The organism is Pantoea sp. RCC30.1 (assembly GCF_058148845.1).
The window spans coordinates 15,016-27,663 of record NZ_JBXUHX010000008.1 but is presented as its reverse complement, the minus strand read 5'-3'; the positions used below and the strand labels follow the sequence as shown (position 1 = coordinate 27,663).

Genomic DNA, 12,648 nt, shown 5'->3' with positions numbered 1-12,648 from the left:
TAGAGGCAAGGAAATTTCATGAAAACTATAATTCCATCATTGCTGGCTCTGACGCTGGCTGCCGCCTTCACAACCCAGGCCGCAACACCGAAAGATACGCTGGTGATTGCACAATCTACTGACGACGCCGACAGCTTCGACCCGGCTAAAGGGTTTGAGCTGACCAGCGTTCAGGCTTTTACTAACATCTATCAGCGTCTGGTGCAGTCTGATCCGCAGAATCCGGTGGACCTGAAGCCTGTGCTTGCGACGTCATGGCAGCCCGGCAGCGACAACCGCAGCCTGACCTTTGAACTGCGCAAAGATGCGAAATTTTCCACCGGCAACCCGCTGCGTCCGGAAGATGTGATCTTCTCACTGGGCCGCGTGGTGAAGCTGAATCTCGATCCCTCTTTCATCCTGACTCAGCTTGGCTGGACCAAAGATAACGTCGACGGCTTCCTGAAGAAGGTCGACGACAATCATGTGCAGATCAGCTGGACTGCCAACGTCAGCCCGACCTACGTATTGAGCCTGCTTTCTGCTCCGGTTTCTTCCATCATTGATGAAAAAACCGCGATGGCGAACGCGAAGAACGGCGATTTCGGTAACGCATGGCTGGCAACCCACTCAGCGGGCAGCGGTCCGTACCAGATCCGTAAAGTGGTGATGCATCAGGTAGTGCTGCTCAGCGCCAACCCGACCTCACCAGCGGGCGCGCCAAAAATGAAGAACATCCTGATCAAAAACGTACCGGAACCGGCTGCGCGTCGTCTGCTGCTGGAACAGGGCGATGCCGATATCGCCCGTAACCTGGGTGCCGATCAGATTGCTGCGCTGAACGGCAAGAAAGGCGTGAAGACGGAAGCGATTCCAATGGCATCGCTCTACTACATCCAGTTCAACATCGGCGCGAACGAGACGATGAAGAACCCGGCCTTCTGGGAAGCGGCACGTTACCTGTGGGATTACAAAGGCATCGCCAGTGAGTTGCTGAAAGGCCAGTTCGACGTGCATCAGAGCTTCCTGCCGAAGGGCTTCCTGGGCGCAATCAACGACACGCCATACAGCTACGATCCGGAAAAAGCCAAAGCGATTCTGAAGAAAGCGGGCCTGAGCAACGTCACCTTCAAGCTCTCCACCAGCAACCAGCCGCCTTATCTCGATATCGCGCAGGCGCTGCAGGGCAGTTTCGCTAAAGCTGGCGTGAAAGTGGAAGTGGTGCCGGGCCTGAGTTCAGAAGTCTCGACCAACGTGAAAGCACATAAATATGAAGCGACGCTGAACGCCTGGGGCTCCGACTATTTCGATCCGAACACCAATGCCGCCTCGTTTGCTTACAACCCCGAAGATGGCAGCAAAACTATCGCCTTCCGTTCAGACTGGCACATTCCTGAGCTGAACAAGCAGGTCATTGCGGCGACGGCGGAAAGCGATCCGAAGAAACGCGTGGCATTGTATGAAGCGATGCAGCGTGAAGTGATGAAGAATTCACCGTATGTGATTGGGATGCAGGCGAAGAACCTGATCGCCCTGCGCGACAACCTGAAAGGCTATGTACAGGGCATTAACCCTGACATGGTGTATTACTCGCAGGTCACTAAGTAATGGCACAGTCTGTTCCTTCAGCCGGGTTCGCCCGGCTTTTTTGGCAGCGTGGCGGACGGCTGATCGGTAGCGTATTGTCGCTGCTGGTCACGCTGCTTGGCCTGCTTGCCTTCACCTTTATGCTGTCGCATCTGTCGCCGATTGATCCGGTGCAGCAGATCGCCGGCGATCATGCCAGTGAAGCGACTTATGCGCAGGTGCGTCATGACCTGGGACTCGACGAGCCGGTGCTGATGCAGTTCTGGCGCTACGTTGAACATCTGGCGCAGGGCGATCTGGGTGTCTCCCGTCTGACCAATCAGTCGGTGAGCGGCGACCTGATGACCACCTTCCCCGCCACCATTGAGCTGGCAACCTGTGCGATGATCTTCGCGGTGCTGTTCGGCGTCTCACTGGCGCTGCTGGCAGCCTGGAAACCGGGCAGTTGGATCGATAACCTTGCCCGCTTTATCTCGCTGCTGGGCTACTCGGTGCCGGTTTTCTGGCTCGGCCTGCTGGGCCTGCTGCTGTTTTATGCGGTGCTGCACTGGTCCGCCGGACCGGGACGGCTGGATGATATCTGGGTCTATACCCTGGAGCCGAAGACCGGCTTTGTGCTGATCGACAGCTGGCTGTCGGGTGAACCGGAGATGTTCCGTAACGCGATTGCGCACCTCTGGCTGCCGGTGGTGATCCTTGGCCTGCTGGCGATGGCGGGCATTACCCGCCTGCTGCGTGCTGCCCTGCTGGAAGAGAGCAGCAAAGAGTATGTGGTGCTGGCGCGTGCAAAAGGCGCGGGTCGGGTACGCATCCTGCTGCGCCATATCTTCCCTAACGTGCTGGGCACGCTGGTCACAGTGATCGCCCTCTCCTACGCCACCCTGCTGGAAGGCTCAGTATTGACCGAAACCGTCTTCGCCTGGCCAGGTGTGGGTCGCTACATGACCAATGCACTGTTCTCCGGTGATGTACCGGCAATTCTGGGCTCAACCCTGTTGATCGGCAGCTGCTTTATCCTGATTAACACCCTGGCGGATGTTTTAACCTGGTTAACCGATCCGAGAACCCGATGACGCAACAACTCTCTGAACTCGAAACGCTGCGGCCACGCCGTCGCCGTCAACGCGTGACGTCGTTAACCGTTGGGCTGACGCTGGTCGCGATTCTTATCCTGATGGCGCTGCTGGCACCGCTGATTGCACCGTTCGACCCGAATGTGCAGACCATGTCGAGCCGCCTGCTGGCACCGTCGGCACAGCACTGGTTCGGCACCGATGGCTTTGGTCGTGACCTGCTGTCGCGCGTGATTTACGGCGCACGTCCGACATTGCTGCTGGTGTCGCTGATCCTGGTGCTGACCATTCCGGCCGGACTGCTGATCGGCATCACCGCCGGTTACGTTGGCGGCTGGACTGAGCGCCTGCTGATGCGCATTACCGATATCTTCCTGTCGCTGCCGAACCTGGTGATCGCGCTGGCGCTGGTGGCGGTTCTCGGCCCTGGCCTGATGAACGGTGCGCTGGCACTGGCACTGACCAGCTGGCCGCCGTTTGCCCGCCAGGCCCGCGCTGAAACACTCGCACTGCGCCGCAGCGACTACCTTGCCGCCGCGCGGATGCAGGGCATTACCGGCTTTCGCCTGATGTTCGGTCATATCCTGCCGCTCTGCATGCCGACTGCGGTAGTCCGCGCCGCGCTGAGCCTGGGCGGGATTATCCTGGCCGCAGCTGGCCTCGGCTTCCTCGGTATGGGCGTTCAGCCGCCGACGGCAGAATGGGGTTCGATGGTCGCCGAAGGCAGTAAAGTGATCTTCGATCAATGGTGGGTTGCTGCCGCTCCGGGCGCGGCCATTCTGTTTGCCAGCCTGGCCTTTAACCTGACAGGCGATGGCCTGCGCGACCGACTGGATACCCGTCATGCAAAATAATCTGCTCCATGCCGAAGGGCTGACCATTCGCAGCGATGAAGCCCTGCTGGTCGATAACATCAGCTTTTCCGTGGGCCGCGAGCGTGTGGCGCTGGTCGGTGAATCCGGTTCAGGCAAGTCACTGACTGCCCGCAGCCTGATGGGCTTACTCTCACCCGCGCTGCATCTGCAGGCAAGCCAGCTTCAGGTCGCTGGTGAGAATGCGCTCACGCTGAGTGAACGTCACTGGAACCAGCTGCGCGGTAACCGCGTGGCGATGGTGATGCAGGACCCAAAATATGCCCTTAACCCGACGCGCACCATAGGCTGGCAGGTAGAAGAGCCGCTGATCCTGCATCGCCGTCTGAGCCGTGCCGAGCGTAAAGAGAAAGTGTGTGAAATGCTGGATGCGGTCGGCCTGCCCGATCCGCGTCGTCTGATGCAGCAGTATCCGCATCAGCTTTCTGGCGGTATGGGCCAGCGCGCGATGCTGGCCATCGCCCTGATCACCGATCCTGACTTCCTGATCGCCGATGAACCGACCTCAGCGCTGGATCATGCCATGCGCGATCAGGTGCTGGCGCTGATTCGCGGTCTGGTGGAAGCGCGCAACATGGGACTGCTGCTGATCAGCCATGATTTGCAGCAGGTTTCGGAACATTGTGAGCGGGTGATGGTGATGTACAAAGGCAGGCTGCTGGATACGCTGCCCGCTGCCGATCTGCCCCATGCGACCCACCCTTACACCCGCACGCTGTGGGCCTGCCGTCCGGGCAAAGCGACCCACGGACAGACTTTACCGGTGCTGGATCGCGCTGCGCTGGAGGCGAATTATGATTGAGTTACACAATCTTAGTGTCGCCCACAAACAGGGTTATGACCTGCGCACCGTGGTGCACGAGGTTAATCTGGAAGTTAACGCTGGCGAGTGTTTTGGTCTGGTGGGTCCATCGGGCTGCGGCAAGTCGTCGCTGCTGTGGGTGCTGGCGGGATTGAACCCACACTGGCAGGGCCAGATGCAGCTTGCCGGTCACGAGGTTCAACCGGGCAAAGCCTTCACCGGCGCGCTGCGTCAGGAAGTGCAGATGGTGTTCCAGGATCCTTATGCCTCGCTGCATCCGCGTCACCGGCTGCGTCGCACGCTGTCGGAGCCGCTGAAGCTGCTGAAACACGACAATATCAACGATCGAATCGATCAGGGCTTCCGTCACGTCGGACTGGACCCCGCTCTGGCAGATCGTTATCCGCATCAGCTCTCCGGCGGTCAGCGTCAGCGCGTCGCCATCGTGCGCGCCCTGCTGCTGCAACCGAAGATCCTGCTGCTGGATGAGCCGACGTCGGCACTGGATATGTCGGTGCAGGCGGAGATCCTCAATCTGCTCAACGATCTGAAACAGCAGGATGGCCTGACTATGGTGCTGGTCAGCCACGATCCCGATGTTATTGATCACATGTGCGATCGCGCGGTGCGCATGGCGCAGGGCCGCATCATTGAGCAGATCTCTGCCTGAACCCAGGCCGGACGGCGTTCATCTGCCTTCCGGCGCTGCTTCACTCGTCGCGCATTTCTTAACTTCCCTCTTTATCGGCCTTTAACGCCTCTTTTCACCTGCCGGACGGTACGCGGTTCGCTCACGGCCTGCTTTGATTGCCACGCTACGCTATTGACGGTTGCACGCTAAAGCAGCACCCATATGCAACTACGCAAAACGCAGCGACAGGCTGATGCGGTATACTCGCGGCCATTATTTCATGAGAGGAAAAGGCTATGACGGTAAAACTGCGTCCGCTGGAGCGGGAAGATCTGCACTTTGTCCATCAGCTGGATAACAACGCCAGCGTAATGCGCTACTGGTTTGAGGAGCCGTATGAGGCGTTTGTCGAGCTGTCCGATCTCTACAACAAGCACATTCACGATCAGACCGAACGTCGCTTTGTGGTGGAGCACAGCGGGCAGAAAGCGGGATTAGTGGAACTGGTCGAGATTAACCATGTGCACCGCCGCGCCGAGTTTCAGATCATTATCGATCCTGCGCATCAGGGCAAAGGGCTGGCAACCCAGGCGGCAAAGCTGGCGATGGATTACGGCTTTTCCGTGCTGAATCTCTATAAACTCTACCTGATCGTGGATCAGGAGAACGAAAAAGCGATCCACATCTACACCAAGCTCGGCTTCGAGATTGAAGGCGTGCTTAAACATGAGTTTTTCATCAATGGGGAGTACCGCAACACCATCCGCATGTGCATTTTCCAGCATCAGTATCTGGAACGCCATAAAACGCCAGGCGGAATGGTGAAGCCGACCGCACAGTAATCAGCCGCGCGCGCCAACCGGGTTCATAAAGGGACGTGGATGTTCCGGCTTGAGGTCGTACATGCCTCCATAGAAGGGATCGACCAGCAGCCATCCGGGGAATCCACCCAGCGGAATGTTGCCCAGCAGGTACCAGAGGTTAGCGCGTGCCTCGATCGGCACCGTAACTGGCACATAGCCCGGACTTTCCAGCATCAGCAGGTAGTGCTTTTTGCCGAAATAGCGGCCGGTGGATTTTGCCAGCTCAACAGTCTGCGGCGTGAAACCCTGCGCAACGGCGTAGCCACGCTCGTCCTGCACGGTAAAGCGCGCCCCCTGCGGCAGAGAGTCGATGCGTACCATTTGGGTTTCAGTGCCAACAATGGTGGCACAGCCGCTAAGCAGCAGCGCGGCGGCCAGAGCCAGAATTCGCTGTTTCATGAAGGGGTCCACAGAGTGATCAATGATCAGAGTGTAGACCGCCCTCTCAGACTCAATCGGGCTATCATCGCCCGATTCAGCCAGCTTATTGCGGTTGACAAGCGCGGGCGATAGCCGCGATGTCGTTGGGTGAGGTGCGACAGCAGCCGCCAATCAGCTTCGCGCCCGCCTGTTGCCACTCGTCCAGCTTGTCGTGCAGCGTGCAGCCCGACGGCGCGGAGTGCCAGCTTTTGCTGCTGGCATCATACTGCTCGCCGGAGTTGGGGTAGACCACCAGCGGCTTGTCGGTCAGCTTCTGCAACTGTTGCAGCGCAGGCGTCACGCTCTCAAGTGCCACGCAGTTGATTCCCAGCGCTACCACCTGCGGCTGCTGATTCAGCCAGCTCACCACCTCTGACAGCGGCGTGCCGTCGCTGATGTGTTCAGCGTCGCGCAGGGTAAACGTAAACCAGGCACGGCCTTCAGGGAATTCTGCCAGCAGCTTCACCAGCGCCTGCGCTTCCGCAAAGGAAGGCAGGGTTTCGCAGGCCAGCAGATCGGCTCCCGCCGCCAGCAGCGCCTGCACGCGCGGGCGGTGAAACGCCATCATCTCCGCTTCCGGCAACGCATAGTCGCCGCGATATTCCGAACCATCCGCCAGGAAAGCGCCGTACGGACCCACTGAACCTGCCACCAGCAGCGTTTTCGCATCGGGCCGCACCGCCAGATAGTCGTGACGGGCGCGTCGCGCCAGTTCCACGCTCTGGGCGATCAACGCCAGTGACTGCGCTTCATCGAGACCGCGCGTGGCAAACCCCTGTGGCGTCGCCTGATAGCTGGCAGTGATGGCACAGCGGGCTCCGGCGACAAAATAGTCGTAGTGAACCTGATAGATCAGCTCAGGATTTTCCATCAGCACCTTTGCTGACCAGAGCGCATCGGCCAGATGGCAGCCGCGGGCTTCCAGTTCGGTAGCCAGCGCGCCATCCAGAATCAGCAATGGCGACTCTGTTAAAGCCTGCGCGACAGGGTTATGCGACATCATTGGCCTCCTCAGGCTTCGGGGATGATTTGTGGGTCAGATGGTAAGCGGCGTAGCAAAACAGAACAAACGGGATGCCACACCATAGCGCGATGCGCTGGGTCGGATCGAACGCCAAACCGACGCAGGCCAGCAGGCAGAGCAAAAAGCCCAGAATCGGCGTCAGCGGATAGAGCGGCGCACGGTAGCCTAACTCGGCTAGCGATTTGCCCTGCTGAAGATGACGGCGACGGAAAACGAAATGCGAGGCGCAGATACTGAGCCAGACCGCGACCACCGCAAAACCGGAAATAGCCGACAGCGCCACAAACACCGTGTCTGGCGCGACCACGCTGGAGACCAGCGCCAGCAAACCACCCACCATGCTGACGGTGATCGCCAGCATCGGCACGCCGCGCTTATTCACCCGGGCAAAGGCGCGCGGCAGCGTATTTTCATTGGCCAGCGACCAGAGCATACGCCCGGATGCATAGAGGCCGGAGTTGGCCGCGGACAGGATAGCGGTCAGGATCACAAAGTTAATAATGTCAGCGGCATACGGGATACCGATCTTTTCAAACACCAGCACAAACGGGCTTTTCACAATGCCAGCCTGATCCATCGGAATCAGCGCCGCCAGCACAAATACTGTGCCGATGAAGAAGATAATCAGCCGGGCCACGGTGGTGCGGATCGCCAGCGGCAGCACTTTCTCCGGCTGCTGAGTTTCACCGGCCGCAATACCAATTAGCTCGGTGCCGGAAAAGGCGAAGTTCACCGCCACCATGGTCATCAGAATCGGCAGTACGCCGTTGGGCAGCCAGCCATGTGCCGTGAGATTGCTCAGGCCCGGTGCGGGCGTGCCATCTTTCATCGGGATAAAGCCAAACATCGCTGCGCCGCCCAGCACGATAAAGGCGACGATCGTCACCACCTTAATCAGTGAGAACCAGAACTCCCCTTCGGCAAAGAAGCGGGTTGAGATAACGTTCAGCAGATAGATGGCGCAGCAGAAGACCAGGCACCAGATCCACACCGGGATTTGCGGAAACCAGTACTGCATGCAGAAGCCCGCCGCCGTCAGGCTGGAGCCGAGGGCGACGGTCCAGGTCAGCCAGTAGAGCCAGGCCACGGTGTAGCCGGTTGCCGGACTAAGATAACGCGCGGCGTAAACATGAAACGCGCCGGTTTCCGGCATCGCTACGGAGAGTTCGCCCAGACACACCATTACCAGCCAGACCACCAGCGCGCCAATCAGATAGGCGAGCAGCGTACCCGCCGCTCCGGTGGTTGAAATGATATAGCCGGTGTTAAAAAACAGGCCGGTGCCGATCACGCCGCCCAGCGATAACATCACCAGATGGCGCACTTTCATGGTGCGTTTAAATTGTTCCTGCGAGGGAGTTGGCTGTTCGCTCATCACTTTTATCCGTATGGACGTCTAAACATCTATAGGGGACAATTTTATACGCGTCACAGCCGGTAATTGCAACGGCGGGGAATCAGGGAGGAAGGTGAGGCGGTTCAGTGCCCCGTCGCGGCGGGGCCTGATGCGTTAGCCGAAAACGCTTTGAATATAACGTTCCAGCGCCATGCGAGAACTGAATCCGTGCGGGATGCCGTAATGTTCCTGTGAATCACCCGCCAGGTAGAGAGGGAATTGGGTGTAGTGATCGCAGGTCTTCATTTCTGAAGCAGGTTCAGCGAACGGCTGGCTCTTCTCTTTCAGTGTCGGGTGAATCACTAAAGCCATGCGCCCCATGCGCGCTTCGCGATTCACATATACATAGTTCTCTCCACGGCGATAGCCATAGGCCCGTGGGGTAATTTCATCGACTTCGAAACCCGCTTTTTCCAGTACGCGCGCTACCTCATCCGGTCGTAAATACATGCTCGATCCTCTCCTCTTTCAAAAGCTTCGCAACCTTACAACAGCATGACAGAGTGGGCATTCGGAATTTTCCCTAAAGAACACTCCCGCGTCTCGTTTATCAAAAGGTCGTCTACACTAGTATTACGTTTTTAAATCAAAGGGAGCTAAAAAATGTTTAATCGCACTGTAAAAAACGATGACATTGATATCAATCAGGACGTTAACGAACTGGCCGATTCACTGGAAGCGCTGTTGAAATCTTACGGCAGTGACGCCAAAGACGAAGTGGATTCAGCCCGCAGTCAGGCAGAAAAGCTGCTGAAACAGACCCGCTCAAGACTGAATGGCGGCAGCAACCGTGTTTCACAGGTTGCACGTGATGCCACTGCGCAGGTTGATACCTATGTCCATGACAAGCCATGGCACGGTGTCGGTATCGGTGCCGCGTTCGGTATCGTCGTGGGTGTGCTGCTGGCTTCACGCCGCTAAGCTAAGCTCCAGAAAATTCCCTGAGCCCTGCCCTGTGCAGGGCTTTTTTATGCCCTTTTTCTGGCCAGCGACATTTACAAAATATTTTTGCAGGCTGCAGGGCGCATCCCTGCTGGCTTTTCTTCTGTTGCGCAAATGCAAATCATAAAACCCTATATCTGGTGGGCTTGACCACCAAAACCACTACATCTAGTATTTACCTCATCAGCACAACATCCGATGTTCGCCACAATAAAGCCCGCAACCTGCCGCGTCCGCTTTGTTCCCGGCCATCAGAACCGCATACAAAGGGAAATACGAATCATGCGCATTATTATTTACACTAAAGATAACTGTGTCCAGTGCACGGCGACCAAAAATGCGATGGACCGTCAGGGTATCGCCTATCAGCTGATCAATCTCGACAGCCAGCCGGAAGCGATCGATAACCTGAAATCACTGGGTTACCGCCAGGTGCCGGTGGTGATGGCAGATAACGATCACTGGAGCGGTTTCCGTCCGGACAAGATCGCCACTCTGCGCTCCCTTTCTGCCGTCGGGGGTTAAGCACATGTTCCCGCTGGTCTATTTTTCCAGCCAGTCGGAAAACACCCATCGGTTTGTGACGCGCCTCGGCCTGCCCGTCCGGCGCATCCCGCTTGATGCCCGTGAGCAACTGCATATCAACCAGCCCTATATTCTGGTAGTGCCCAGTTATGGCGGTGGTAGCAGTCGTGGTGCAGTGCCCGGTCAGGTGATTCAGTTTCTTAATGATGAGGCGAACCGACGCGGTATTCGTGGCGTGATCGCGGCGGGCAACCGTAACTTCGGTGCCGGTTACTGCCTGGCGGGCAGCATCATTGCAAAAAAATGTCAGGTTCCTTGTCTCTACCGCTTCGAGCTGATGGGAACGCCTGACGATATTGCGAAAGTTAAAGCGGGAGTAACCCAATTTTGGCAACAACAGATACCCTCAACGGCGTGACGCTCGATTATCACGCCCTCAATGCCATGCTGAACCTCTACGATGCTGACGGCCGCATCCAGTTCGACAAGGATCGCGAAGCGACACGTCAGTTTTATCTGCAGCATGTGCAACCCAATACCGTCCCCTTCTCCAGCAGCGCCGAGCGTTTACGCTATCTGGTAGCAGAGAGCTATTACGAAGCGGACATGCTTAATCAATACGACTTTGACTTCCTGCTTGAGCTGCATGAGGTGGCGGAGAACTGGGGATTTGAGTTCAAAACCTTTCTGGGTGCCTGGAAGTACTACACCAGCTACACCCTGAAGACCTTTGACGGCAAACGCTATCTTGAAACCTTTGAGCAGCGCGCCTGCATGGTGGCACTGACGCTGGCTCAGGGCGATGAAACGCTGGCACGGGCGCTGCTGGAGGAGATCCTCAGCGGCCGATTCCAGCCCGCCACGCCGACTTTTCTGAACTGTGGCAAACAGCAGCGCGGTGAGCTGGTCTCCTGCTTCCTGCTGCGCATCGAAGACAATATGGAGTCGATTGGTCGCGCCGTGAACTCGGCACTGCAACTGTCAAAACGCGGCGGCGGCGTCGCCTTTTTGCTGTCGAATCTGCGTGAGTCTGGCGCGCCGATCAAGCGTATTGAAAATCAGTCGTCGGGCGTTATCCCGGTAATGAAAATGCTGGAAGATGCTTTCTCCTATGCGAATCAGCTTGGCGCGCGTCAGGGTGCTGGCGCGGTGTGGCTCAATGCGCATCATCCTGATATTTTCCGCTTTCTGGATACCAAACGCGAAAACGCCGACGAGAAGATCCGCATCAAAACCCTGTCGCTAGGCGTAGTGATCCCTGATATCACCTTCCAGCTGGCGAAAGAGAACAGGCAAATGGCGCTGTTTTCTCCCTATGACGTTGAGCGGATCTACGGCCAGGCGTTTGGTGATATCAGCATCAGCGAGAAGTATGACGAGATGCTGGCAGACGATCGCATCCGTAAAACCTATATTCAGCCACGCGACTTCTTCCAGACGCTGGCCGAGATTCAGTTTGAGTCGGGCTATCCCTATATCATGTATGAGGACAGCGTGAACCGCAGTAATCCTATTGCTGGTCGCATCAACATGAGCAACCTCTGCTCTGAGATCCTGCAGGTCAACAGCGCCAGCGAGTACCATGACGACCTGAGCTATCGTCGGATCGGCAAAGATATCTCCTGTAATCTCGGTTCACTGAATATTGCGCACGCCATGGATTCACGCGATCTGGCGCACACCGTGGATGTGGCGATCCGCGCTCTGACATCGGTATCGATGATGAGCGAAATCGGTTCCGTACCCTCAGTCGCCGAAGGCAATCGCCGTTCGCACGCCATTGGCCTGGGTCAGATGAACCTGCACGGCTATCTGGCGCGGGAAGGCATCGCCTACGGTTCACCGGAAGCGCTGGATTTCACCAATCTCTACTTCTATTGCATTACTTACTTTGCGCTGCGCACCTCAAATCAGCTGGCGCGGGAGCATCAGCAGACCTTCGACGGCTTTGCGGATTCGCAGTACGCCAGCGGCGTCTACTTTGATAAATATCTGCAGCGGGAATGGCTGCCGCGCACGGAACGCGTTGCGACGCTGTTTGCCGATGCCGGACTGACTCTGCCGACGCAGGCGGACTGGCAGGCGCTACGTGACGCGGTTATGCAGCACGGGCTGTTTAATCAGAACCTTCAGGCGATCCCGCCGACCGGTTCGATCTCCTACATCAATCATGCCACCTCCAGCATCCATCCGATTGTCTCTCCTATCGAGATCCGCAAAGAGGGCAAAACCGGCCGCGTTTACTATCCCGCGCCGTTTATGACTAATGAGAATCTCCACCTCTATCAGGATGCGTATCAGATTGGGCCGGAGGCGATTATTGATACTTACGCAGAAGCGACTCAGCATGTCGATCAGGGCCTGTCGCTGACGCTGTTCTTCCGCGATGACGTCACAACCCGTGACATCAACAAAGCGCAGATTTACGCGTGGAAAAAAGGCATCAAAACGCTCTATTACATTCGACTGCGTCAGATGGCGCTTCAGGGCACGGAGGTTCAGGGCTGCGTCTCTTGCTCCCTGTGATGAAAATG

14 protein-coding genes are annotated in these 12,648 nt (G+C 57.3%); 10 read left to right on the top strand and 4 right to left on the bottom strand.

The genetic code is table 11. The features are described from left to right. The first annotated feature begins 18 nt into the window (after window positions 1-18). The 6 genes from AC2LB6_RS09240 to speG all read left to right on the top strand — a co-directional run bounded on the left by AC2LB6_RS09240 (window position 19) and on the right by speG (window position 5,786). The gene (locus AC2LB6_RS09240) at window positions 19-1,587 is read left to right on the top strand and encodes an ABC transporter substrate-binding protein (RefSeq protein WP_490093278.1); all 1,569 of its coding nucleotides are present in this window, start codon (window positions 19-21) and stop codon (window positions 1,585-1,587) included. Then, a complete protein-coding gene (locus AC2LB6_RS09235; protein ID WP_490093277.1) occupies window positions 1,587-2,639 on the top strand; it encodes an ABC transporter permease in 1,053 nt (350 codons plus the stop codon). Before AC2LB6_RS09240 ends, AC2LB6_RS09235 begins: the two co-directional genes overlap by 1 nt. After that, the gene (locus tag AC2LB6_RS09230) at window positions 2,636-3,493 is read left to right on the top strand and encodes an ABC transporter permease (protein ID WP_490093276.1); all 858 of its coding nucleotides are present in this window, start codon (window positions 2,636-2,638) and stop codon (window positions 3,491-3,493) included. Before AC2LB6_RS09235 ends, AC2LB6_RS09230 begins: the two co-directional genes overlap by 4 nt. After that, on the top strand, window positions 3,483-4,313 hold the full coding sequence (locus AC2LB6_RS09225) for an ABC transporter ATP-binding protein (RefSeq protein WP_490093275.1): 831 nt from the start codon (window positions 3,483-3,485) through the stop codon (window positions 4,311-4,313). The genes AC2LB6_RS09230 and AC2LB6_RS09225 overlap by 11 nt, the downstream gene beginning before the upstream one ends. Next, complete coding sequence (locus AC2LB6_RS09220) at window positions 4,306-4,983, top strand: ABC transporter ATP-binding protein (RefSeq protein ID WP_490093274.1); 678 nt, start codon at window positions 4,306-4,308, stop codon at window positions 4,981-4,983. The genes AC2LB6_RS09225 and AC2LB6_RS09220 overlap by 8 nt, the downstream gene beginning before the upstream one ends. Window positions 4,984-5,240: 257 nt before the next feature. Further along, the gene (gene speG, locus AC2LB6_RS09215; RefSeq protein ID WP_003850356.1) at window positions 5,241-5,786 is read left to right on the top strand and encodes a spermidine N1-acetyltransferase; all 546 of its coding nucleotides are present in this window, start codon (window positions 5,241-5,243) and stop codon (window positions 5,784-5,786) included. On the opposite strand, the gene AC2LB6_RS09210 is transcribed toward speG, so the two are convergent. The 4 genes from AC2LB6_RS09210 to AC2LB6_RS09195 form a co-directional block, all read right to left on the bottom strand. Further along, the gene (locus tag AC2LB6_RS09210; RefSeq protein WP_003850357.1) at window positions 5,787-6,206 is read right to left on the bottom strand and encodes a hypothetical protein; all 420 of its coding nucleotides are present in this window, start codon (window positions 6,204-6,206) and stop codon (window positions 5,787-5,789) included. 85 nt (window positions 6,207-6,291) lie between these two features. Further along, entirely contained in the window at window positions 6,292-7,227 is a 936-nt protein-coding gene (gene mmuM, locus AC2LB6_RS09205; RefSeq protein WP_490093367.1) for a homocysteine S-methyltransferase, read from the bottom strand. Continuing rightward, a complete protein-coding gene (gene mmuP, locus AC2LB6_RS09200; protein ID WP_490093273.1) occupies window positions 7,217-8,626 on the bottom strand; it encodes an S-methylmethionine permease in 1,410 nt (469 codons plus the stop codon). Before mmuP ends, mmuM begins: the two co-directional genes overlap by 11 nt. 135 nt (window positions 8,627-8,761) lie before the next feature. Next, window positions 8,762-9,097, bottom strand: a complete 336-nt coding sequence (locus AC2LB6_RS09195) for a DUF2002 family protein (protein WP_003850360.1) — start codon at window positions 9,095-9,097, stop codon at window positions 8,762-8,764. Between the two features lie 153 nt (window positions 9,098-9,250). On the opposite strand from AC2LB6_RS09195, the gene AC2LB6_RS09190 reads away from it, so the two are divergent. The 4 genes from AC2LB6_RS09190 (at window position 9,251) to nrdE (ending at window position 12,640) form a co-directional block, all read left to right on the top strand. After that, window positions 9,251-9,568 carry a DUF883 family protein gene (locus AC2LB6_RS09190; protein ID WP_136197493.1) on the top strand — a complete coding sequence of 106 codons (318 nt, stop codon included), beginning with the start codon at window positions 9,251-9,253 and terminating at the stop codon, window positions 9,566-9,568. A gap of 303 nt (window positions 9,569-9,871) precedes the next feature. Beyond that, window positions 9,872-10,114: a redoxin NrdH gene (locus AC2LB6_RS09185; protein ID WP_136197494.1), complete on the top strand. Its 243-nt coding sequence runs from the start codon at window positions 9,872-9,874 to the stop codon at window positions 10,112-10,114. A gap of 4 nt (window positions 10,115-10,118) precedes the next feature. Continuing rightward, complete coding sequence (gene nrdI, locus AC2LB6_RS09180; RefSeq protein WP_490093272.1) at window positions 10,119-10,532, top strand: class Ib ribonucleoside-diphosphate reductase assembly flavoprotein NrdI; 414 nt, start codon at window positions 10,119-10,121, stop codon at window positions 10,530-10,532. After that, complete coding sequence (gene nrdE / locus AC2LB6_RS09175) at window positions 10,502-12,640, top strand: class 1b ribonucleoside-diphosphate reductase subunit alpha (RefSeq protein ID WP_490093271.1); 2,139 nt, start codon at window positions 10,502-10,504, stop codon at window positions 12,638-12,640. Before nrdI ends, nrdE begins: the two co-directional genes overlap by 31 nt. The last annotated feature ends 8 nt before the right edge of the window (window positions 12,641-12,648 follow it).